Source organism: Microbacterium sp. (assembly GCF_003248605.1).
In the GTDB taxonomy this organism is placed as follows: domain Bacteria; phylum Actinomycetota; class Actinomycetes; order Actinomycetales; family Microbacteriaceae; genus Microbacterium.
This window is the reverse complement of sequence record NZ_QFPF01000034.1, coordinates 1-21,233: the sequence shown is the minus strand read 5'-3', so window position 1 is coordinate 21,233 and position 21,233 is coordinate 1. Positions and strand designations below refer to the sequence as shown.

General features: G+C 70.7%; 20 protein-coding genes. 6 read left to right on the top strand and 14 right to left on the bottom strand.

The window, feature by feature from the left end; translation table 11 throughout:
• The first annotated feature begins 93 nt into the window (after nt 1-93).
• From DI573_RS06710 to DI573_RS06695, 4 genes are read left to right on the top strand one after another with little or no spacing between them, the layout of a single operon-like run.
• Nucleotides 94-930, top strand: a complete 837-nt coding sequence (locus tag DI573_RS06710; protein ID WP_292812026.1) for an ABC transporter permease subunit — start codon at nt 94-96, stop codon at nt 928-930.
• Nucleotides 927-1,814, top strand: coding sequence for an ABC transporter permease subunit (locus tag DI573_RS06705; RefSeq protein ID WP_292812024.1), 888 nt, complete (start codon nt 927-929; stop codon nt 1,812-1,814). The genes DI573_RS06710 and DI573_RS06705 overlap by 4 nt, the downstream gene beginning before the upstream one ends.
• A gap of 60 nt (nt 1,815-1,874) precedes the next feature.
• A complete protein-coding gene (gene add, locus DI573_RS06700) occupies nt 1,875-2,915 on the top strand; it encodes an adenosine deaminase (RefSeq protein WP_292812023.1) in 1,041 nt (346 codons plus the stop codon).
• 15 nt (nt 2,916-2,930) lie between these two features.
• A complete protein-coding gene (locus DI573_RS06695; protein WP_292812021.1) occupies nt 2,931-3,530 on the top strand; it encodes a helix-turn-helix transcriptional regulator in 600 nt (199 codons plus the stop codon).
• 171 nt (nt 3,531-3,701) lie between these two features.
• Here DI573_RS06695 and DI573_RS06690 read toward each other — a convergent pair whose 3' ends face one another.
• The 11 genes from DI573_RS06690 to DI573_RS06640 all read right to left on the bottom strand — a co-directional run bounded on the left by DI573_RS06690 (nt 3,702) and on the right by DI573_RS06640 (nt 17,093).
• On the bottom strand, nt 3,702-3,920 hold the full coding sequence (locus tag DI573_RS06690) for a hypothetical protein (RefSeq protein ID WP_292812019.1): 219 nt from the start codon (nt 3,918-3,920) through the stop codon (nt 3,702-3,704).
• A 165-nt stretch (nt 3,921-4,085) separates the two neighbouring features.
• The gene (locus tag DI573_RS06685) at nt 4,086-5,651 is read right to left on the bottom strand and encodes a GMC family oxidoreductase N-terminal domain-containing protein (RefSeq protein ID WP_292812017.1); all 1,566 of its coding nucleotides are present in this window, start codon (nt 5,649-5,651) and stop codon (nt 4,086-4,088) included.
• Complete coding sequence (locus DI573_RS06680; RefSeq protein WP_292812016.1) at nt 5,651-6,241, bottom strand: thiamine pyrophosphate-dependent enzyme; 591 nt, start codon at nt 6,239-6,241, stop codon at nt 5,651-5,653. Before DI573_RS06680 ends, DI573_RS06685 begins: the two co-directional genes overlap by 1 nt.
• Nucleotides 6,242-6,261: 20 nt before the next feature.
• Nucleotides 6,262-6,762, bottom strand: a complete 501-nt coding sequence (locus tag DI573_RS06675; protein WP_292812014.1) for a thiamine pyrophosphate-binding protein — start codon at nt 6,760-6,762, stop codon at nt 6,262-6,264.
• Between the two features lie 110 nt (nt 6,763-6,872).
• Nucleotides 6,873-8,435 carry an NtaA/DmoA family FMN-dependent monooxygenase gene (locus DI573_RS06670; RefSeq protein WP_292812012.1) on the bottom strand — a complete coding sequence of 521 codons (1,563 nt, stop codon included), beginning with the start codon at nt 8,433-8,435 and terminating at the stop codon, nt 6,873-6,875.
• On the bottom strand, nt 8,432-9,937 hold the full coding sequence (locus DI573_RS06665; RefSeq protein ID WP_292812010.1) for an aldehyde dehydrogenase family protein: 1,506 nt from the start codon (nt 9,935-9,937) through the stop codon (nt 8,432-8,434). Before DI573_RS06665 ends, DI573_RS06670 begins: the two co-directional genes overlap by 4 nt.
• Before the next feature lie 64 nt (nt 9,938-10,001).
• Nucleotides 10,002-11,378: an amidohydrolase gene (locus DI573_RS06660; protein WP_292812007.1), complete on the bottom strand. Its 1,377-nt coding sequence runs from the start codon at nt 11,376-11,378 to the stop codon at nt 10,002-10,004.
• 64 nt (nt 11,379-11,442) lie between these two features.
• A complete protein-coding gene (locus tag DI573_RS06655; protein ID WP_292812005.1) occupies nt 11,443-12,513 on the bottom strand; it encodes an ABC transporter substrate-binding protein in 1,071 nt (356 codons plus the stop codon).
• 105 nt (nt 12,514-12,618) lie between these two features.
• Nucleotides 12,619-13,221 (bottom strand): XRE family transcriptional regulator, encoded by a 603-nt coding sequence (locus DI573_RS06650; protein WP_292812002.1) that lies wholly within the window; start codon nt 13,219-13,221, stop codon nt 12,619-12,621.
• A 243-nt stretch (nt 13,222-13,464) separates the two neighbouring features.
• Nucleotides 13,465-16,242 carry a molybdopterin cofactor-binding domain-containing protein gene (locus tag DI573_RS06645; protein WP_292812000.1) on the bottom strand — a complete coding sequence of 926 codons (2,778 nt, stop codon included), beginning with the start codon at nt 16,240-16,242 and terminating at the stop codon, nt 13,465-13,467.
• Nucleotides 16,239-17,093 (bottom strand): FAD binding domain-containing protein, encoded by an 855-nt coding sequence (locus DI573_RS06640; protein ID WP_292811998.1) that lies wholly within the window; start codon nt 17,091-17,093, stop codon nt 16,239-16,241. The genes DI573_RS06645 and DI573_RS06640 overlap by 4 nt, the downstream gene beginning before the upstream one ends.
• 121 nt (nt 17,094-17,214) lie before the next feature.
• On the opposite strand from DI573_RS06640, the gene DI573_RS06635 reads away from it, so the two are divergent.
• Nucleotides 17,215-17,610 (top strand): DUF1304 domain-containing protein, encoded by a 396-nt coding sequence (locus DI573_RS06635; RefSeq protein ID WP_292811996.1) that lies wholly within the window; start codon nt 17,215-17,217, stop codon nt 17,608-17,610.
• Between the two features lie 9 nt (nt 17,611-17,619).
• Here DI573_RS06635 and DI573_RS06630 read toward each other — a convergent pair whose 3' ends face one another.
• Together DI573_RS06630 and DI573_RS06625 are read right to left on the bottom strand one after the other, a co-directional pair.
• Nucleotides 17,620-18,387: a nucleoside phosphorylase gene (locus tag DI573_RS06630; protein WP_292811993.1), complete on the bottom strand. Its 768-nt coding sequence runs from the start codon at nt 18,385-18,387 to the stop codon at nt 17,620-17,622.
• Between the two features lie 90 nt (nt 18,388-18,477).
• The gene (locus DI573_RS06625; protein WP_292811990.1) at nt 18,478-19,581 is read right to left on the bottom strand and encodes an XdhC/CoxI family protein; all 1,104 of its coding nucleotides are present in this window, start codon (nt 19,579-19,581) and stop codon (nt 18,478-18,480) included.
• 50 nt (nt 19,582-19,631) lie between these two features.
• Between DI573_RS06625 and DI573_RS06620 the strand changes: the two genes are divergently transcribed.
• Entirely contained in the window at nt 19,632-20,222 is a 591-nt protein-coding gene (locus DI573_RS06620; protein WP_292811988.1) for an NTP transferase domain-containing protein, read from the top strand.
• A 64-nt stretch (nt 20,223-20,286) separates the two neighbouring features.
• Here DI573_RS06620 and DI573_RS06615 read toward each other — a convergent pair whose 3' ends face one another.
• Complete coding sequence (locus DI573_RS06615; RefSeq protein WP_292811987.1) at nt 20,287-21,216, bottom strand: 2-hydroxyacid dehydrogenase; 930 nt, start codon at nt 21,214-21,216, stop codon at nt 20,287-20,289.
• Nucleotides 21,217-21,233 lie beyond the last annotated feature (17 nt).

Here is a 21,233-nt window from a genome sequence, read left to right as displayed (position 1 = left end):
CGCGTACGCCCGAGATGATGCGCACGCCCGAGTTCCACGCCTACGTCGACCAGGCGTCCGAACTGCTCTTCGGCGTCGGAGGCGCCGCGGCCGATGACCACTGACGCCACCAAGCCGCGCGCCATCCAGTGGGAGGACATCAAGCTCCCCGCCTGGCTCACCGGCCTCATCGGGGTCGTGGGCATCATCGCGCTGTGGTGGATCCTGGCCGCGACCGTCGGATCGAACGTCGGTCCCGGGCGGGTGCAGGCCGTTCCCACCCCGCCGCAGGTGCTCATCGAGTTCTTCGACACGGGCTGGGAGTTCTACCTCCGCAACTTCAGCGTGACCCTCGCCGAGGCGGGCATCGGCTACGCGTGGGGCAACGGGCTGGCCCTGCTGCTGTCGGCGCTCGTCCTCATCGTGCCGCGCCTGGAAGGCGTGGTCATGCAGATCGCGATTATCACGTATTGCGTGCCGATCGTCGCGATCGGTCTGCTCGTCGTCGTCATCGTGCCGGTGCCGGCGGCGGGGGAACCCTCGCCCACGGCGATCTTCCTCGCGGCGCTCAGCTGCTTCTTCACGACCGTCGTGGGGGCACTTCTGGGGCTGAAGGCGGCCGACAAGGCCAGCCTCGACCTCATCACCGTCTATGGGGGATCACGGCTGACTCAGCTGCGCAAGGTGCGCCTCATCGCCGCCCTGCCCGCGATCCTCAACGCTCTGCAGATCGCCGTCCCCGCCGCCTTCCTCGGTGCCGTTCTCGGCGAGTTCTTCGGCCGTGTGACAGTGGGCGTCGGGCCCGCCATGATCGCGGCGCAGCAGGCTCTGAACTCCGCCCGGGTCTGGGACATCGCGCTCGTCTCCGGTGCCGTCGCGCTGGCCGGGTACGGCTTGCTCGGACTGCTGTCGCGGGCCATCGCGCCCTGGTCGAAGGGAACGGCTAAGTGAGCACGCTCATGACCGAACAGCCGCCGGCGGCGACGGTGGCCGCCAGCCCGCAGACCACGCAGTTGAACGCCGAGATCCGACGCGAGACGCGCCGCGCGACCCTGCGTGCTCTCGGCCGCAGCGTGCTGACCTTTGTACTCACGATCGTGGCCGTCCTCGTGATCTGGGTGGGCTCGCTCTGGGTCTTCCAGATCTCGCCGTACGTCGGCAAGGGCCCGATCGACGTCTACAACTTCCTCTTCACCGTGCCGAACGCCGCCGAGAACCGCGATCAGCTCTTCGGCCAGCTGTGGGTGACCCTCGGGCACTCGGTCGTCGGGTTCGCCGCGGGCCTCGTCGTCGCGCTGCTGGTGGCGATGATCTTCCAGCTGAGCAAGGGGATCGAGCACGCGCTGATGCCGATGGCCATGCTGCTGCGGTCGGTGCCCCTGGTCGCGATGGCGCCCGTCATCATCCTGATCTTCGGCCGCGACTTCGCGTCGGTCGCCGTCATCGGCGGCATCGTCGTCCTCTTCCCCGCACTGGTGAACATCGTTTTCGGGCTCAAGTCCGCCTCGCCACAGATGAACGACCTCGTCACCGTCTACGGCGGCACGGCGTGGACGCGCCTGCGCAAGGTGGCGCTGCCGAGTTCTCTCCCGGAGTTCTTCGCCGCCGTCCGCATCTCGGTGCCGGGCGCGATCACGGGCGCGCTGCTGGCCGAATGGCTCGCGGTGGGCGGCGGCATCGGCGGGTCCGTCGGCGGCTACATCTCCGGTGCCCAGTTCAACGCCGTGTGGACCGCGGTCGTCCTCGTCACCGGTACCGCCCTCGTGCTCTACAACCTGGTGCAGATCATCGAGTCGGTCGTGCTCGCCCGCGTGGGCATGGCGGACCGGGTCTGACACCACGGATGGATGCCGGGCGCCGGCATCCATCGTTCGTTACATCTTTCGGAGGACACCATGACCGAATCCATCGCGCTCGCCGCGTTCGCCCACGGCCTGCCCAAGGCCGAACTGCATCTTCACCTCGAGGGCACGCTCGAGCCGGAACTGAAGTTCGCGCTGGCCGCGCGCAACGGCGTCGAATTGGCCGAGAAGACCGTCGAAGAGGTGAAGGCGACGTACAACTTCACCGACCTGACGAGCTTCCTGGCCGTGTACTACCCCGCCATGCAGGTGCTGCAGACGGCCGAGGACTTCGAGGACCTGGCCTGGGCGTACCTGCTTCGCGCCAAGGAACAGGGCGTCGTGCACGCCGAGATGTTCTTCGATCCGCAGGCGCACACGGGCCGCGGTGTTCCCTTCGAAACCGTGATCGGCGGATATCGACGAGCGATCGTGCGCGCTGAGCGCGAGCTGGGCGTCTCGGGCGAGCTGATCCTCTGCTTTCTGCGGGACTTCTCGGCGGAGTACGCGATGGCGACCCTCATGGAGGCGCTGCCGTACAAGGGGTGGATCGCGGGAGTGGGGCTCGACTCGGACGAGCGCGACAACCCGCCGGGCACCTTCTCGGCCGTCTTCGCCCGCGCTCGCGCTGAAGGTTTCCTGCTGACGATGCACTGCGACATCGATCAGGTCGGCTCGGTAGAGAACATCCGTGCGGTGCTGACCGAGGTCGGCGTCGATCGCATCGATCACGGCACCAACATCGTCGAGGATCCCGACCTCGTCGCGCTCGCCAAGGCGCGCGGAATCGGCTTCACCTGCTGCCCCGTGTCGAACTCGTTCGTGACCGAGCAGATGAAGGCCGAGGAGATCGTGGGTCTCATGCGTGAGGGTGTGCGTGTGACGATCAACTCCGACGACCCGGCATACTTCGGCGCCTACGTCGGTGACAACTACGTCGCTCTCGCGGAGTACGCGGACCTGTCGCACACCGACCTCGTGCAGCTGGCGATCAACTCGTTCGCGGCGTCCTGGCTGACGCCGGCGCGGCGGGCGGCCTACATCGACCTGGTCGAGAAGTACGCCGCCGCACACGGAGTGGCGCTGCCGGCGTAGCGGGATACTGAGCGCATGACGACGATCGTCTCGGACCAGGCCGTCGATGAAGAGGCCGCCAACGAACGGCTGGGCGCCGGCATCCGTCGCCTGCGGCATGCCCGCGGTCTCACGCTCGTGCGCCTGGCCGAGGCGACCGGTCTCTCGCACCCGTTCCTCAGCCAGCTCGAGCGGGGGCTGGCACAGCCGAGTCTGTCGTCGCTGCGGCGCATCGCGGTGGCGCTCGAGACGAGTCCCATCGAGCTGATCGCCGCCGCGGACGCCGAGGCGGAGCCGCACCCGATGATCGAGGTGCACCGGCGCGGCGAGGGCGGGGTCGCGGAGGGCTTCGCGGACGGGTCGGCACGTATGCTCGCGCGCGGCGGCCGGCCCCTGCATCCGCTCGAGGTCACCGATGACCGATCCGTGCCGGGCGAGTGCTTCACGCACGCCGAAGACGAGTTCCTCTACGTGGTCGAAGGTTCGATCCAGATCGAGCTCGACGGTGAGGCGAGCCCGCTCCGCGTCGGCGACTCGGCCTACTACCCGGGTGGAGTGCGCCACCGCTGGTGGTCGACCGATGGTGCGCCCTATCGTCTGATCGTCGTCAAGCAGGGCCCGCGCGGGGGACGCTGACGCGCGGCATCCTCCGTTCGTCCGCGGGGCCCGGCCCGCGGCATCCCCCCGTGCGTCGAACCCACACTTTTGCAGCGAACCACCTGCCGACGCGTGGTGGCTCGCTGCAAAAATGTGGGTTCGCGGGATCCCGCGGCGGTCGCAACCCCGCCCGCCCGGCACCGGGCGGAGTTACGCCGGCGCGTCGGGTCGCGGGACGTGCTGGTCGATGAGGATCGGATTGCCGTCGGGATCCTCGATCATCAGACTCGCGGGCCCCGTGCCCGATTCATCGACGGGCTCGAGTGGTTCGATGCCTCGTGCGCGCAACTCAGCCTGAATCGCGCGCACATCGGTGAACTCGGCGCCGGTGGGCCCGTCGGCCGACCAACCGGGCGTGTCAGCGCTCATCGGATCTGCCTCTCCGTCCCGCCCAGCCTGAAGCGCGACGCGATCGCGCGCAAGGCCATCACGCGCGGGCATGCTCCGATCCGCCCGGTCGTGCACGGCGCCGGCTGAGGTCGCAGGGCACCGCGGGAGGCGGCGCAAGCCCATGCAGGCCGCGCCGCGCGCGCGTCAGCCCGCGGCGACGAGCTCGGCCGCGCGCTCGGCGATCGCGACCGTCGGGGCCTGCGTGTTCGCGGTCGGGATGACGGGCATGACCGATGCGTCGGCGATCCGCAGACCCGACAGTCCCCGCACCCGCAGCGCCGGATCGACCACGGCGCCATCGTCCACGCCCATCCGCGCGCTGCCGGCGCAGTGGAAGAAGCTGCCGATGTTCTCGCGTACGAACCGCACTTTGTCCGCGGCCGACAGGCCGTGCGGGGGCGTGATCGGCCCCTCAGCCAGGTCGGCATACGCCGACGTCGCCACGAGGTCGTGCACAGCATCCAATGCCTCGACCATCGCCTGCACGTCGCGCGCATCGCCCAGATAGTTGGGGTGGATGTCGGCTGCCGCATCGACCGCGGACGAGCGTGCGCGCACCCACCCCGTCGACCGCGACCCGTAGAGCCCCGGCACGAGAGCGAACACGCGATCACCCGACAGATCGTGGGCCGCGTGCAGGGCCTCGTCGCCGCGCGATCCGTGCGCGATCACGGCGTGCAGGTCGGGACCCGCGCCGGCGAGCGAGCTGCGCCAGTTGAGCATCGTGCCTCCGCCGTTGCCGATCACGGGCCCGAGACTGGCCCGCGCGCGGAAGTTCATGCCCAGGATCAGCGGATGATCCTGGAAGTTCTCGCCCACACCGGGCAGATGGTGGCGCACATCGATCCCGGCCGCGCCCAGTCGCTTCGCGTCGCCGATGCCCGAACGCTGCAGCAGCAGCGGCGTATCGATGGCTCCCGCCGCGAGCACGATCTCGCTCGCCCGCGTCGTGACGAGCGCCCCGCCGACGACGTGATGAATGCCGATCACGGCATCGCCCGCCAGCTGCACCGCGTGCACGGGACTGTCCACCAGCACGTCGAGGTTCGGACGCGGGAGCGCGGGCTCGAGGTAGGCGCGCGCGGTGCTGAAGCGTTCGAAGGCGCCGGTGGCAGCATCCTGGATCGCGTTGTAATCGGCATAGACCGCACCCTCGTTCGAGGCGGCATTGGCATCGTCGATCACGGGCAGCCCTCGCTCGCCCGCGGCGTCCATGAGGGCGTGCGCGATGGGATGCACCTCGCGCAGCGGAGCGACCCGGACGGGACCGCCCTGTCCGCGATAGGTCGGATCGCCGCCGGGGCGTGACTCGCTGCGGCGGAAGAAGGGCAGGAGCTCGTCGTACGACCAGCCGGTGGCCCCGGCATCCGCCCACGCATCGTAGTCGGCACGGTGGCCGCGGTACCAGAGCATCGCGTTGGTGCTCGAGGATCCGCCGAGCACGCGCCCACGCGGCATCGCGACTGCCCGGCCGAGCACATGGTCGGTCGGCCGTGCGCGGTAGCCGTAGTCGAAGGGTCCGCCGATCATGGCGTCCCAGCGGGCGGCGTCGAGGATCTCGCGCACCCCCCTGTGGTCGGGACCGGCCTCGACGAGCAGCACGCGGCGCGCCGGATCCTCCGAAAGCCGCGCCGCCAGCACGCAGCCCGCGGCGCCCCCGCCGACGACGATGACGTCGTAGGCGGGGGCCGGGGTCTGCACGAGGGGCATCAGTTGTGCTCGCTCGGACCCATGATGGTGATGCCCTCGGTCGCTTCGACGTGCCGCACGAAGATGTACTTGTCCTCGCGGCCGTCGGAGTGCTTGCGCTTGATGCCGGGCTCGAGGATGCCGTCGGTCTTCGCCACGACGATGTACGGCGTCGTCGAGGCCAGGCCCGCGGCGCAGTGCGCGTCGAATTCCTCGAGTGTTGCGGCCGTGTACGCGTGTTCGACCCCCGCGCCCCGGGCGATCGCGGCGAGGTCGACGCGTCCCTTCGCGGTGTGCGTCGCGGGTCCGCCGATCGACTGGTACTGCTCGTTGTCCCACACGACGACGAAGAGGTTGTCGGGCTGCTCGTTGCCGAGGGTCGCGAGGATGCCGAGGTTGAACAGCAGCCCCCCGTCGGTGTCGAGCGACACGATGCGACGGTGCGGCAGGCCGACGGCCAGGCCGAATGCTTCGGGCGTGACGCAGCCCAACTGCTGCTGGAACAGGCTCGCCTCGCGCATGTGCGGTGCGGCGTTGTACCACTCATCGACGGCGCCGCCGAGGGAGAGGATGACGAGTTCATCCGCCAGGCGCGCGCCTAGCAGCTTCATGGCTTCGAATCGGCTGTAGCTCATCGGACCAGACCTCCTCCGAGGACGATGGCGGCGTGGTGGTACGACGCGTAGGCGGTTTCATAGGCGTTGACGACGGCCTGCTCGATCTCGTCGACCTCGCGGACGATCGTGTAGGGCGTGCGCAGGGTCTGCAGCAGCGGCTCCATCGTGATGCCGTGCGGGATCGCCCACCAGTTGTTCTCGCCCATCTCGCCGCGATAGCTCATGATCATCACGACGGGGATGCCGGCGCCCAGGCCCATGCGGGCGAGGTGCTCGGTCGCGGCGCGCAGCCCCGAGTTCTCCATCACGAGCACGGCGCGTTTGCCCGAGAGGAAGACCCCGCCGGCGATCGCGGCGCCCTCGCCCTCGTTGGTGACGGGGATCGTGCGGATCTCGGGGTCGGCGTCGAGCGCCGGGTAGAGCTCTTTGAGCAGCGAGTCGGGCAGGTAGGTCGCCACGCTCACCCCGGCTCTCTTCAGACCGCGGATGACCGCCTCGACGGCTTCGGCTTTCATTCGATGGTGCTCACTTTCGTGGGTGTGGATCGGGCGAATCGGGCTCTCGCCTGTCGCGATTCGCGGGTGCGTCGGGCGGGCACCCGCAGGTGGCGACAGGGGAGCGAGGGCTAGGGCTGGGTCGAGGGCTGGGGCGAGGGCGGGGGGATGCTGTCGCCGGAGCGCGCGGTGAGTCCGTGCGCTCGGTGGGTCGGTGGCAGGCGCGGGCCGCGGCCGGGGTGCACGCGCTCCCGCAGCGTGCGCGGGGCGGCGCCCGCGGCAGGAGGTGCGCCCGTGCCCGCGACAGGAGATGTGCCCGGCACAGGAGAATCCGGGGCCGATCGTCCTGTATCCGCCACGTTTCCTGTTCCGCCGACGCCGGCCACGGCGGTGCGGGATGCTGTGGCCACAGCATCCACGGGCGTGTCGAGGCGTCCGCGCTCGCGCAGCAGCGGCACGACGAGCTCGATGAAGGCACGGTACGCGTCCGGCCCGCCGAAGGTGGGCTCGAGCATGATGCCGTCGATGCCCGAGCCGTCGACGATCGCCTCGATCTCGTCGGCGACCTCGGTGGGGGATCCGGTGATCTGGAAGCCGCGGATCGCCCGGGTACGGAACTGATCGAGGATCTCGCCCACGCGCATCTCGGGATTCTGCCGCGCGTAGCGCTGCACGAGCGTCTGCCCGAGGTCGGTGCGCAGATCGACGACCCGCATCGCGGGGTCGATCCCGGTCAGATCCAGCCCCGTGATCCCCGCGAACATCACCGCGGCGTCGTCGTGCTGCAGCAGCGCCTCGTATTCGGCGCGCAGGGCGTGCGCCTCGGGCGAGGTCGCGGCGACCGTGACGGTCATGCCGGTGACGACCGCGACATCCGTCCCCGCCCGGCCGCCGAGCTCGGCCTGCGCACGGATGTCGGTCACGTGCGCCGCGGCGGAGGCGATCGTCTGCCCCTGGATGAACACGGCCTCGGCGTTGCGTGCGGCGTAGGCGCGTCCGCGGTCGGAGGTGCCCGCCTGGAACAGCACGGGGGTGCGCTGCGGGGTCGGCGGCACGGCGAAGACGCCGCGCGAGCGCTGGAAGCGCCCGTCGACCTCGACGCGGTGCAGCTTCGCGGGATCGGCGTAGACGCCGGCGGCGCGGTCGCGCACCTCGGCGTCGTGGTCCCAGCTGTGCTCCCAGTAGCGCAGGCAGGTGTCGAGGAACTCGTCGGCCGCGTCGTACCGCTCGTCGTGGGTGAGCTCGGCCGTCACGCCGAACAGCTCGTCGGTCGTCGACTGCGAGCTGCCGGTGACGATGTTCCAGCCGATGCGGCCGCCGGTCAGCCGGTCGAGCGTCGCGAAGCGCCGGGCCGTCGCGTAGGGGCGCTCGACGGTCGTGGGCGAGGTCACCACGAAGCCGAGGTCGCGGGTCTCGCGGGCGAGCGCCGCGATCGCGAGCATCGGATCCAGCGCCGGAAACTGGATGCCGTGGGCCGCGACCTGCGCGGGCATGACGCCGTCGAGGGTCGCGTAGCCGTAGGTGTCGGCGAAGAAGAGGAAGTCGAATCCGGCAGCGTCGAGCTCGCGTGCGAGGTCGACCCAGTACTCCAGGCGGTCCCAGTCATCGCCGCGCCCGCGCGGGTCGGTCCAGGTGGGCATTCCGTTGCTGGGGTTCATCATCTCGAAGACCCCGAGCACGATGCGCCTGGTCATACGACCATCACCACCGACTTGGTCTCGAGGTAGTTCTCCAGTCCCTGGGGGCCGTTCTCGGTGCCCCAGCCCGACTCCTTGTAGCCGCCCTTGGGCAGCTCTGGGCCGAGGAACGAGTGGCAGTTGACCCACACGGTGCCGGCCTGCAGGCGCGCGGCGATGCGGTGCCCGTTGCTCAGGCCCTCGGTCCACACGCTCGCGGCGAGGCCGTAGTCGCTGTCATTGGCCCACCCGACCACCTCGTCGAGGTCGTCGAAGGGGGTGACGACGGCGACCGGTCCGAAGATCTCCTCGCGCATGAGACGGGCGTCGGCGCGCACGTCGGTGAGGACGGTCGGTCGGTAGAAGGTGCCCTGTGCGCCGTCGCGCTCGCCGCCCGTGACGACGCGCACACCCTGCGCGCGCCCCTCGTCGATGAACGAGGCGACCCGGTCGGCCTGGGCGACGCTCACGAGCGGACCGAGATCCGTGCCCTCCGCGAGGCCGTGCCCCAGCCGCAGGTCCTCGCCCGCGCGCGCCATCCCCGCCACCACCTCGTCGTACACATCGCGGTGCGCGTAGACGCGCGCGCTCGCGACGCACACCTGACCGCCGTTGTCGAAGATGCCGCGCGAGACGCCCTCGATGGCGGCGGGCAGATCGGCGTCGGGCATGACGATCGAGGGCGATTTGCCGCCGAGTTCCAGGGTCAGTCGGGCGAGGCGATCGGATGCTGTCGCCACGAGCTTCTTGCCGACGGCGGTCGATCCCGTGAAGGCCACTTTCGCGACCCCGCGGTGCTCGGCCAGGGCCTGCCCCGCTTCGGCACCGAAGCCGGTGAGCACGTTGACGACGCCGTCGGGCAGACCCGCCTCCTGCAGCAGGCGAGCGAGATAGAGCGCCGTGAGCGAGGTGTTCTCGGCCGGCTTGAGCACGATCGTGCAGCCCGCCGCGAGGGCGGGGGCGAGCTTCATCGCCGTCATGATGAGCGGTGAGTTCCACGGCACGATCGCGGCGACGACGCCGACGGGCTCGCGCCGCGTGTAGGCGAAGACCTCCTTGCCCGCCGGTGTGCGGGAGAGGGAGGTGGGGATCGTCTGGCCGAGGATCTTCGTGGGCCAGCCCGCGTAGTAGCGGAATTGGTTGATCGCCGCCGGCACCTCGCCGAACCGAGAGGTGCGCAGGCTCTTGCCCTGATCGAGGGTCTCGAGCTCGGCGAGGTCGTCGAGGTGCTGCTCCATCAGGTCGGCGACGCGCCAGAGCAGCGCGCCGCGGTCGGCGGGCCGCATCGCCGCCCACGCGGGAGCGGCGGCCGTGGCTGCGGCCACGGCGCGATCGGCGTCGACGGCGTGCCCGCGGGCGATCTGCGCGAGTGTGTCGCCCGTCGCGGGGTCGATGCTCGCGAACCGTTCCCCGGCGATGGCCTCGATCCAGCGCCCTCCGATGAGCAGCCGGCCGGGGTCGTCGGCGAGGAACGCCGATACCCGCTCGCGCAGGGGGGAGTGGGTGACGGTGATACTCATTCGGTTCTCCGTGGTGCTCTCGGGTGTGCGGTCGAGGATAGGCGTTTCGGCGCGCGTCGCTCGCTCAACGCCCGGCGAACAGGCCCGACAGATCGTCCTGTGCGTCGAGCCACGCCGAGCGCCGCGCGAACAGATCCGGCACGAGCGCGCGCACCCGATCGATCAGCTCGGCCAGATCGGCGTTCACGAGTCGGCCGTCCCGCACGACGACGTCTCCGTCGACCATGGTCAGGTCGACGTCGGACCCGCGGACCGCATGCACCAGGTTGTGGTGGATGTTCGCGTAGCCGCCGGAGGGCAGGAGCGGGGTCATCCGGGGCGTGTCCGTGCGCACCGCGACGATGTCGGCCTTGTGTCCGGGCATCAGCGCGCCGAGCGCGCCCGCGCGGCCGATGGCCGCGGCTCCCCCTCGGGTCGCCATGTGCAGCACGTCCCAGGAGTCCATGGCTGCAGCATCCATCGTGCGCAGCTTGCCGAGCAGCGAGGCGACCTTCATCTCCTCGAACATGTCGAGGTTGTTGTTCTCCTTCTCGCCGTCGGTGCCGAGGCCGACGTTGACGCCCGCCGCGAGCATCTCGGCGACCGGGGCCATGCCGCTGGCGAGCTTCATGTTCGAGACCGGGTTGTGCGAGACGCCGACCGCCCGCGCGGCGATGAGTTCGACCTCGGCCTGATCGAGCCAGACGGCGTGCGCGATCATGGCGCGCGGGGTGTCGAAGAAGCCGAGCTTCTCGAGCGCGAACATCGGACGGGTGCCGTAGCGGGCCACGAAATCGGCGACCTCGATCTCGGCCTCGCTGCAGTGGGTGTAGATGCCGGTGTCGTAGTGCCTCGCGAGGTTCACGGCGCGGCGCTGCCCCGTCTCGTCGGCGTAGAACGGGTGCTCCAGCCCCACCCAGGGCATGATGCGGCCGTTCGCCGCGCCGGCCCACTGCGACAGCATCCGCTCGTTGTCGTCGAGGGTGTCGAAGTAATCGAAGTCGGGATGCTCGCCCACGTAGTTCACGCTCACGAGCCGGTTGCCCAGGGTCTCGGCGGCGCGTGCAGCCCCGTCCATGAAGCGCCACATGTCGACGACGGTGGTCGTTCCCGACAGAAGCCCCTCGGCGTAGCAGAGCCAGGCCGCCGCCTCGGCCTCATCCGGGCGCAGGACGCGGTGCATCGGATCGATGTGCAGCCGCAGCCACTCCCAGACGGGCAGGTGCTCGGCGGTGCCGCGCAGCATGCCGGAATGGTGGTGGGCGTTGATGAGGCCGGGCATGAGCACGTGATCCGGCAGATCGATGCGCTCGGCGTCGGGATGCTGCGCCGCGAGCTCGACCGCGTCGCCCACGGCCGTGATGGTGTCGCCCGTGACGAGCACCGCGGCGTCGGTCAGCACGGAACGGGCGTCGTCCATCGGGACGACGATAGGGGCGGTCAGCAGGCGGGTGGTGCTCATGGGAATCTCTCGTTGCGGGTGGGTGCTGCGGCGGGGCGCGGGGGGTCGCCCCGCCGCAGACGGCTCAGCGCTCGTAGGCGATGAGCTCGGGATGCTCGGCGTAGACCTCGTCGAGCAGGCTCAGATCGAAGATGTCGGCGGCGGCGACGTCGAAGCCCGAGTTGATCAGGCTCGCGACCGTCTGCTGCTGGAGATCGTCGGAGATCGTGAACAGGCCGTTCTCGGCGGTCTCGTCCGAGACGACCAGGAGCTCGGCCTGCGCCGTGGCGCTCGCGATCGAGGTTTCGAGCTCGAGGCCAAGATCCGCGCCGTACTCCTCGACGGCGAGTTCGGCGCCCGCGGCCGGGTCGGCCACGGCGTCGGTCCAGCCCTGGATCTCGGCGACGAGGAAGGCCTTGAGGCGCTCGCGGTCGGACGCGATGCTCTCGTCCGTCACGGCGACGACGTGCCCGACGAAGGGTAGGCCGTTGTCGGCGAACAGCAGATCGGTCACCTCGATGCCCTGCACCTCGAGGGTGACGGACTGGCTCGTCACGAAGGCGATGAGGCCGTCGACCTCGCCGTTGACCAGCGGCGCCGGGTCGTACTGCACGGGCACGATCTCGACCTCGGACGCGTCGATGTCGTTGGCGGCGAGGAAGGCGTCGAAGACGGGGCGGTTGGAATCCTGCACACCGATCCTCTTGCCGATCATCTGCTCGGGGGTCGTGATGTCGGCCCCGTCTGCGAGGGACGCGATCGTGAAGGGGTTCTTCTGGAAGGTGGCGCCGATGACCTTGAGCGGCGCGCTCTCGTTGGCGACGGCGGCGCCGACGGAGAGAGCGTCGGTGAACGAGACGTCGGCGGTGTCCGAGAGCAGTTCGGCGATGCCGCTCGAGGGTCCGGGGATGAGGTTGACGGAGGAGAATCCGGCGTCCACGTAGTAGCCCTCGGTGTCGGCGATGAGCTCGCCCGACCACTCCTCGTTGAGGATCCAGCTGAGCTGGACGGACAGGTCGCCGAGGTCAGCGGACTCGGCGGGTGAGGTTTCGGTGGACGCGGCGTCGCCGGCGCAGGCGGCGAGGCCCAGCGAGGCGGCGACCAGGGCGGCACCGACGGCGAGGCCGCGCGTGCGCCGGAGGGGGGCGAAGGGCATGACAGGACTCTTTCTCTCGGGTGCTCACCGATAGTAGAGACTTATCATTGATTGCACGTGGCAATCATGTTTCATGGATGTTTCCCGTGTTCCCGGGCAGGCGGATCAGGTGTCCGTCGTGTACGCGAGGATGATCCGCACCGTCTGGTCGCCACGCGCCGTCCAGCGGTTGCGCAGCGCGCCGGGGTAGGTCAGGGCGTCTCCCGGACCGAGATCCCACGAGCCGCGGCCCTCGACATCCACCCTCATCTCGCCGTCGACGACGTACACGGTGACCTCGCCGTCGGACTCATACCAGTCACCCATGTACTGACCGGGCTCGATCAGGTACTCCTGCATCGAGGCGACGCCGGAGTGCACGACCCGGGTCGTGCCGGCGTTCTCGACCTCGGCGATCGGCACCCAGTGCGCCTGATCGCGCCGCGAGACGTGGATGGGTTCGAGCTCGGGCTCGGCCGGAAGCAGCGCCGACGGGGAGAGGCCGAGTACTTTCGCGATGCGGTAGAGCGTGATCAGCGAGGGCATCGCCGCGCCGCTCTCGATCTGGCTGAGGAATGGCTGGCTGATCTCGGCGGCCGAGGCCAGGGCGCGCATCGAGAGCTTCTTCTGGGTGCGCGCCTCGCGGATCGCCCGGCCCAGCGGTGCACCGATCAGCGCGTCCGGGTTCGCCGAGGTGCGTGCGGTGTCGGGTGATGAGGGTGCGGGCACCGATCCACCCTAGCGATCCGGGCGGCGAAACGGCGGCGTTTTCGATAGGTGCGATCGATCATGCATTGCCGCGGGCAATCACCGCGCGTCGCCCCTGGAGGCGCTTGGTGCTCGGCAGGGGGCGTTGGGGCGTCAGGCCAACGCTGGGGCGTGGAGCAGCGCGCCCCACCGTGATTTCGACGCCCCAACGCAGGAGAGCGGGCGCGGCGCGGGCGACGGGATGCTGCCACCCGGCGCCGCGGGTCAGCGCTGCTGGGCGAGCCGCCAGACGCGATCGCGCGAGAAGGGCTGCTCGTACGGCCGCGAGCCGAGGGCCCGGGCGATCGCGTTGCCGATCGCGGGGGCCACCGGGTTGTACGGCGACTCGCTCATCGACTTGGCGCCGAAGGGACCCAGATCGTCGTCGGTGTCGGCGAAGTACACCTCGGTGTCGGGGATGTCGGCCATCTGCGGCACCCGGTAGAGCCGGAACATCGGGTTCTCGACCGCGCCCCGCTCATCGACCATCACCTCTTCGTACAGCGCGCTGCCCACGCCCTGTGCGACGCCGCCCTCGATCTGACCGATGCACTGCGCGGGATTCATCACGAACCCCGCATCGGCCGCCTGGATCTGCTGCAGGATCCGCACGCTGCCGGTCTCGGGGTCGACGGCAACGCGCACCGCGTGCACGTTGAAGGCGAGCGAGCGCACGTCGCCGAACTCCTCGCCGCGCGCGACGAGCCCATCGGATGCACGTTCGTCGGCCGATGCCGCGGCGACGATCTCGGCGAAGGTCACGATCCCCGCGGGGGTCTGCACGCCGTCGTCGACGAGGGCGCAGTCCGCCGCGGAGACGTCACGACGAGCGGCGGCGAGCTGCAGCATCCGCTCCCGAAGCGCGAGGCACGCGGCGTACAGGGCCTTGCCCGCCACGGTCGTGCCGGCCGAGGCGAACGCCCCCGTGTCGTGGGCGACCACGTCGGTGTCGGCGTGCGCGAGCGTGATGCGCTCGCCGCCCACGCCGAAGACGGATGCTGCGATCTGGCGCTGGACCGTCGTCGTGCCGTTGCCGAACTCGGCCGTGCCGGTGCGCACCGCGTAGGTGCCGTCGGGGCGGAGGGTCGCCGTCGTGTGCGCGATGTGTCCGCGGGGGGCCATCGTGGCGATCATGGTCGAGGCCATGCCCTCGCCCACGAGCCAGCCCTCGGGAGCGACCGAGCCGTTGCCGCGCCGCAGCGCATCCTGCGCGAGATCGAGACACTGGTCGAGGCCGTAGCTGCCCCAGATGACATCGTGCTCGGGCTCGTCGTGCCACGCCAGGGGCGCCTCGCCCTCGCGCACCGCATTGATGCGCCGCAGATCGAAGGGGTCGATGCCCAGCCGCAGGGCGAGCTCGTCCATCGCGGACTCGACACCCAGCTGCACCTGCCCGAGGCCGTAGCCGCGGAACGCGCCCGAGGGCACGTTGTTGGTGTAGACCGCCTCTGCGTCGACGCGCTTGACGGGCGCGCGGTAGAGGCTGATCGACTCGGAGCAGGAATGGAACATCACGCCGATCGCGTGGTTGCCGTATGCGCCGGTGTCGCTGAGCACCTCGAGCTTGATCGCGGTGAGCTCCCCCTCGCGCGTGGCGCCCAGGGTGACCGTGACGCGCATGGGATGCCGCACCGCAGCGCGCTGGAACTGGTCGGTGCGCGAGAACTCGTACGCGACCGGACGTCCGGTGCGCAGTACGGCGAGGGCCACGAGGTCCTCGGTGAAGATCTCCTGCTTGCCGCCGAAGCCGCCGCCCACCCGCGGCGCGTAGACGCGGACCTTCTCCCGCGGCAGGTCGAAGACGTGGCACAGCTCGTCGCGAGTGAGGAAGGGCACCTGCGTGCTCGAGCGGATGACGAGGCGGCCCTCGTCGTCCATCCAGCCGACGGCGCCGTGCGTCTCGAGCTGGGCGTGCGAGACGCGCGCGGTCTGCCACGTTCCCGACACGGTGACGGCGCTGGCGGCCAGCGCGGCATCGACGTCGCCCCCGTACCCGGCGTGCAGAGCCGCGACGACGTTGCGGCCGGCGTCCGCCACCCGGTCGGCCGGGGTGCGATCGGGATGCAGCAGCGGTGCGCCGGGGCTGCGTGCCGCCTCGGGCTCGAAGACCGCGGGACGCACCTCGTAGTCGATCGTGATGAGGCGGCAGGCCTCCTCGGCAGCGGCGGCCGTCTCGGCGACGACGGCGGCGACCCGCTGGCCGACGTGTCGGACGACGTCATCGAGCAGCCGGGTGTCGTCGGGGTCGTCCGTGCGGTGTTCGTGCCTGCCCGTGGAGTAGCGCGTCGCGGGCGCGTCCTCGTGCGTGAAGACGGCCACCACGCCGGCGACGGCGCGCGCGGCGGTGGTGTCGATCGAACGTATGCGCGCGTGCGCATGCGGTGATCCGACCACGCGCAGCACCAGCGTTCCGGGCTGCGCGACATCGAACGTGAACGGCTCCTGCCCCTGCACGACACGGCGCGCGGGCTCGGGCGAGACGGATGCGCCCACGCCCGAATATGCGGCGCCGTGATCGCATACGCCGGGGGCGCGCGCGGATACCGGAGCCTCGGCATCCCGCTTGGTCGTCTCGCGGACCGCGCCCATGATCGCCTCGCGGATCGGGCGGTAGCCCGTGCAGCGGCAGAGGCTGCCCTTCATGCGGCGGTCGAGATCGGGCAGGTCGTCCGGGCCCAGCGCGGACGCGGTCACGCTCATGCCGGGGGTGCAGAAGCCGCACTGGAAGCCGAAGTGCTCGATCAGGGCCTCTTGCACGGGATGGAGTTCGTCGCCCGGAGCGAGACCCGCGGCGGTGGTCACCCGTCGGCCCTCGACCCTCGGGGCGGGGACGATGCAGGAGTGCACCGGCTCACCGTCGAGCAGCACGGCGCACGCGCCGCAGTCGCCCGCGTCGCAGCCCTTCTTGACCTCGGTGCGCCCGTGCTCGCGCAGCAGCGTGCGCAGGCACTGGCCGGGCCGGGGCTCCGCCTCGAGGGATGCGCCGTCGATCTCGAATCTCATCGGGTCTGCCCGCCTTCCGTCTCGGGTGCCGCGGCGAGCTCGCGCCGGGCGCGCTCCGCCAACACGATCGCGACCCCGCGGCGCCAGTCCGCGCTGCCGAGCGGATCGGTGTAGAAGCCGGTCGCGGCGCCGACGTGCCCGGCCAGCCGCTCGGCGGTGGGCATCGCGGCGTAACGAAGGATCGTCGGGCGGAGGGTTGCGGCCGTGATGCCGAAGACCGCTCCACCGTCGTCGTCGAGTCGGCCCGTGACGACCGCACCGGAGCGACCGAGCTCGGCGAGAGCGATCTTGTGCAGGATCAGTCGGGATGTCAGGGCGGATGCCGGCAGTTCGACCGCGCGCAGCACCTCGCCGTGTGCGAGGTCGTTCTCGCCGTTGCCGGTGACGAGGTCGGCGACCGCCACACGACGTTCGCCGCCGTCCGGCGTCCAGATCAGAGCGACCCCGTCGAGCCCGGCCGCCAGGGAGACCATGGCGCCGGCGGCGAACGAGCGGCAGATGTTGCCGCCGACCGTCGCGGTGTTCCAGATCTTGAACGAGGCCAGCAGCGCGTTCGCGGCCACCGGGAACGTGGTCGTCGCCGTCCAGTCGGCGGGCGGGCTGATCCGATGACGCCCCTGCGCGAAGGCGACCAGCGTCGCGATCGTGCAGGTTGCGCCGATGGTCAGCCCCTCGGCGGTCACGTCGAGGTCGGGCCAGCCCATCGTCGTCAGATCGACCAGGCCCGTCGCCTCGGGCTGCGGCTCGCCATAGAGCCACGTGCCGCCGCCGAGCAGGATCTCACCGGGTTCGAGCACGAGGTCCGCGCGCGTGCGTGCGCGACGGAAGCTCGTCACGGTGTTGAGGTCCACGGGGTCCTCCCGGCGGTGTGGGTCTGTTGATCAGGTGAACAATGCGAGTGAATCAGGCGCGGATTTCGGCTGTGTTACCGCGCCGCGGTCTGTGCCAGGCTGGGCGGGTCGAGGAGGTCGCATGCTGATCGTAGGAATCGTCTGCGCGGGGCTTTCGGCGATCGTGCACGTCTACATCTTCTGGCTTGAATCGATCGTGTGGGCCGGACCCCGCAGTCGTCGCATCTTCGGGCTCCGCTCCGACGCCGAGGTGGAGCACACGCGGGCGCTGGCCTTCAACCAGGGCTTCTACAACCTGTTTCTCGCCGTCGTGGCGTCCCTCGGCATCGTTCTGCTGCTCGCCGGGGCGCAGCCCGCGGGCGCCGCGCTCGTCCTCGCCGGCACCGGCTCGATGCTGGCCGCCGCGCTCGTTCTGGCGCTCAGCGCGCGCCGCAAGCGCCGCGCCGCGCTCGTGCAGGGATTCTTCCCCCTCCTGGCCGTCGTGGGCACCGTGACCGGACTGCTCCTCCAGCGATGACGCGCCGGATCAGAGCTCGAGCTCGACGGCGGTCTCGAGCGCGGCCTCGATCGACCGCATCCAACCGTCCTTGAGTGCCGTCTTGTTGTCGTCGTAGAGCGAGGCCCCGTCGACGAGGTTGCTCGAGCACGCGCACACCATTCCGGCCCGCAGGCCACGCAGCCGCGCGACGATGTACAGCGCGGACGCCTCCATCTCGACGTTCAGGATGCCCATCCGGTTCAGCTCGCCGATCCACTCGGGAGTCTCGGCGTAGAACGCGTCGTCGCTCACGCTGATGCCGCTGTAGGCATGAACCCCGGATGCTGTCGCGATGCGCTCGGCGTGACGGTTCAGTGCGAGGGTGAGTTCGAGATCGGGAACCGCGGGAAACCCCTTGGGCAGGTACGCGTCGGTCGTTCCGTCGTTGCGGAAGCTGCCCTCGCTCACGAGCAGGTCGCCGGGAAGGATGCCGGGCTGCACGCCGGCCGAGCTTCCGACGCGGATGAAGCTCGTCACGCCGACGCGGGCGAGTTCCTCGACCGCGATGGCGGTGGACGGGCAGCCCATGCCGGTGGATGTCGCCGTGATGTGGCGTCCCTTGTACCAGCCGGTCATCGTGCGGTGTTCGCGGTTGTGCGCCACCTCCCGCACATCGGTCAGGAACTCCGCGACGAACGGCACCCGGAACGGGTCGCCGGGAAGCAGCGCCACCGAGGAGACCTCACCCGGGGCGATGCCGATGTGGTACTGGCGGGCGTCGATTCCGGCCTGGGATTTGTCGACGGCTGTGGACATGCGGGTCTCCTTGGATCTGCGCCGAGTGCGCGACGTGTCGCCGAGTGCACGAGCCGGCCGCGGCGGTCATGTCGTGCACTCGGCGATGTGTCATGCACTCGCGGGGGTGGCGGGCGTGGCGGGCAGGGCGCACGCGATGTCGGCGGGCGTGCGCGCGTGGATGGGGCCCGCGAGGTCGCGCAGCGGCCGACCGGTCGCGCCGTGGCGGGCGGCGAGGATCTCGGCGATCGCGGCGACGGCGGCCTCCTCGGGCGACGCACCCCCGAGATCGAGCCCGAGCGGAGAGTGCAGCCGGGCGAGGTCGCCCTCGTCCACGCCGCGCTCCCGTAGGGCGTTCAGCCGGTGCGCGACCGTGCTCCGCGCACCCATCGCTCCCACGAACCCGACGTTCATGCCCAAAGCGGCATGAAGCGCGGGGATGTCGAGTCGCTCATCGTGGGTGAGCACGCACACGGCGGTGCGTGCGTCGACGGCATCCGGCGCGAGGGTGGCCAGATGCTCCGCGGGGGTGTCGATGACGATCTCGGCGGCATCGGGAAAGCGTTCCCGCGTGGCGAGCAGGGGCCACGGATCGCAGATCGTGACGGCGAAACCTGCCGCCGCACCGATCCGGCACAGGGCCGCCGCGTGCTCGCCCGCCCCCGCGATGATGAGCCGAGCCCGCGGCGCGCGGGAGAGGACGAGCCAGGATCCGTCGGCGATGGGTCGTGTCTCGGCCAGCACGGCGGCAGCATCCATCTCGGCGGCGACCTCGGGGGCGAACGCGGTGAGCGCCTCGACATCCAGGATCATGCCCTGCCGCTCACCGCGGGTGGCGATGGCGATCGAGACGCGGTCGTCGGCGAGGGATGCGTCGAGGGCTGTGCGCGAGATCGTGTCCTCGGGCGCAAGGCGGTAGGCGAGCACGTCAACGGTGCCCCCGCAGGCGAGTCCCGCCGCGTGTGCGGTCTCGTCGCTGAATCCGAAGCGCGCGGCGCGCGCGACGCCGTCGGCGAGGACGGCGTGCGCGAGCACCACCGCATCGCTCTCGACGCATCCGCCGGAGATCGAGCCGATCACCTCGCCGCGTGCCGTCACCGCCATTGACGCCCCTGCTCCACGGGGGGCACTGCGGGCGACGCGGGTGACCGTGACGAGCGCGACAGGCTCGCCCGCGCGCAGGCGCGGCAGCAGATCGGCGGCCAGTTCGAGCATGCGTTCACGCTAACCCGGCCGTGTTACGCGCGCGCTACGCTGGCGACATCGTGACATCGCGCCCTCCCCTCGCCGGCCTCGTGCTGGCGGCCGGCGCCGGGGCGCGCTTCGGCGGACCCAAAGCCCTCGCGCGGAGAGCCGATGGCACGCCCTGGCTTGCGATCGCCGTCGATCTGCTGCGCGGCGGAGGGTGCGATCCCGTCCTCGTCGCACTCGGCGCCGGTGCCGACGAAGCGGCTCCCCTGGTGCCCCCTGACGCGGTCGTCGTCCTCGTCGAGGACTGGGCGCGGGGTCTGTCCGCGACGCTGCGTGCGGGCCTGGGCGCCGTGAGGGTGGATGCCGTCGTCGTCATGCCCGTGGACACGCCCGATGCCGACCCCCGCGCCGTCCGCCGCATCATCGCCGGGGCGCGCGAGGAGCCGCGGACGGCCCTCGTGCAGGCGACGTACGGCGGCGCGCCCGGTCACCCCGCGCTCATCGGCCGCGATCACTTCCCGGCGCTGATTTCAGGACTGACCGAGGATCGTGGCGCAGGAGCGTACCTCGCGCGGCATGGCGCGGCCACCGTGGAGTGCGGCGACCTGTGGTCGGGCGCCGACATCGACGTGCGTCCCCGTGGCGAGGACTCCGGCACGAGGTGAGGACGATTCGCGCGCCGAAGTCCTCGTGTCGCGCGAATCGTCCTCGCGTCGCGCCGGGCGCGAGTCAGCGAGCCCCGTCGATGACGACGTTGATCGGGGGCTCGCCGCGCAGCATCCGCTCGATCTGCGTACGTACGAGGCGCGCGATCCGCGGACCCATCGCGCTCGATGCCCCGCCGACGTGCGGGGAGATGAGCACGCCGGGCGATGTCCAGAGCGGGTGACCCGGCGTGAGCGGCTCGGGGTCGGTGACATCGAGCGCCGCGCGGATGCGCCCACGCTCGACATGCGCGACGAGGGCGTCGGTGTCGATGAGTTCGCCTCTGCCGACGTTGACCACGAGAGCCCCGTCGGGCAGGGCGGCGAGGGCGTCGTCGTCGAGAATATGGCGCGTCGACGCGCCCCCCGGCAGTGTCAGGATCACGATGTCGACGGTTGGGAGGAGCTCTTTCAGCTCCTCCACGCCGTGCACGTGGATGCCGTCTTCCTCTCTCGCGCGGGAGGCGACCGGCACGAGCTCGACCTCGAAGCCCGCCAGGCGCGCGGCGACAGCTTTGCCGATGCCGCCGTAGCCGAGAAGGAGCACGCGGCGGTCGGCGAGACTCGGGGCGAACGCGGTGGTCCAGCGCTCACTGATCTGGGCGCGGACGAAGTCGGGGATCTGGCGCTGGGCGGCCAGGGTGAGGGCCACCGCGAGCTCGGCGGTCGAGGTCTCGTGCACGCTCGAGGCATTGGCGAAGGTGAGCCCCGTCGGCAGGTGCTGCCCGATGTGCTCCCAGCCGATGGACTGGCCCTGCACGAGGGTGACATCGATCTCGGCGAGCATGGGCAGCACACGATCGGCCGAGATGTACGGCGGCACGACGATGTCGAGGTGGCTGCGCGGAGCGGGCCCGTCCATCGACCACACCAGGACGTCGACGCCGTCGGGCAGGGGAGCGAGGTCCTCGGCGAGCTGTTCGGTGGGCACGGTCACGACGAGCGGATGCGGCATGGTCCCAGCCTAGGCAT

Bases quoted from the DNA above. Each gene is read 5' to 3' on its own strand.
- DI573_RS06625 (WP_292811990.1), bottom strand. From the start codon at position 19,581: ATGCTCGAACTGGCCGCCGATCTGCTGCCGCGCCTGCGCGCGGGCGAG.
- DI573_RS06615 (WP_292811987.1), bottom strand. From the start codon at position 21,216: ATGCCGCATCCGCTCGTCGTGACCGTGCCCACCGAACAGCTCGCCGAG.
- DI573_RS06680 (WP_292812016.1), bottom strand. From the start codon at position 6,241: ATGAAGCTGCTAGGCGCGCGCCTGGCGGATGAACTCGTCATCCTCTCC.
- DI573_RS06645 (WP_292812000.1), bottom strand. From the start codon at position 16,242: ATGAGATTCGAGATCGACGGCGCATCCCTCGAGGCGGAGCCCCGGCCC.
- DI573_RS06670 (WP_292812012.1), bottom strand. From the start codon at position 8,435: ATGACCAGGCGCATCGTGCTCGGGGTCTTCGAGATGATGAACCCCAGC.
- DI573_RS06660 (WP_292812007.1), bottom strand. From the start codon at position 11,378: ATGAGCACCACCCGCCTGCTGACCGCCCCTATCGTCGTCCCGATGGAC.
- DI573_RS06675 (WP_292812014.1), bottom strand. From the start codon at position 6,762: ATGAAAGCCGAAGCCGTCGAGGCGGTCATCCGCGGTCTGAAGAGAGCC.
- DI573_RS06695 (WP_292812021.1), top strand. From the start codon at position 2,931: ATGACGACGATCGTCTCGGACCAGGCCGTCGATGAAGAGGCCGCCAAC.
- DI573_RS06635 (WP_292811996.1), top strand. From the start codon at position 17,215: ATGCTGATCGTAGGAATCGTCTGCGCGGGGCTTTCGGCGATCGTGCAC.
- DI573_RS06630 (WP_292811993.1), bottom strand. From the start codon at position 18,387: ATGTCCACAGCCGTCGACAAATCCCAGGCCGGAATCGACGCCCGCCAG.
- DI573_RS06655 (WP_292812005.1), bottom strand. From the start codon at position 12,513: ATGCCCTTCGCCCCCCTCCGGCGCACGCGCGGCCTCGCCGTCGGTGCC.
- DI573_RS06710 (WP_292812026.1), top strand. From the start codon at position 94: ATGACCACTGACGCCACCAAGCCGCGCGCCATCCAGTGGGAGGACATC.
- add (WP_292812023.1), top strand. From the start codon at position 1,875: ATGACCGAATCCATCGCGCTCGCCGCGTTCGCCCACGGCCTGCCCAAG.
- DI573_RS06685 (WP_292812017.1), bottom strand. From the start codon at position 5,651: ATGCCCCTCGTGCAGACCCCGGCCCCCGCCTACGACGTCATCGTCGTC.
- DI573_RS06690 (WP_292812019.1), bottom strand. From the start codon at position 3,920: ATGAGCGCTGACACGCCCGGTTGGTCGGCCGACGGGCCCACCGGCGCC.
- DI573_RS06665 (WP_292812010.1), bottom strand. From the start codon at position 9,937: ATGAGTATCACCGTCACCCACTCCCCCCTGCGCGAGCGGGTATCGGCG.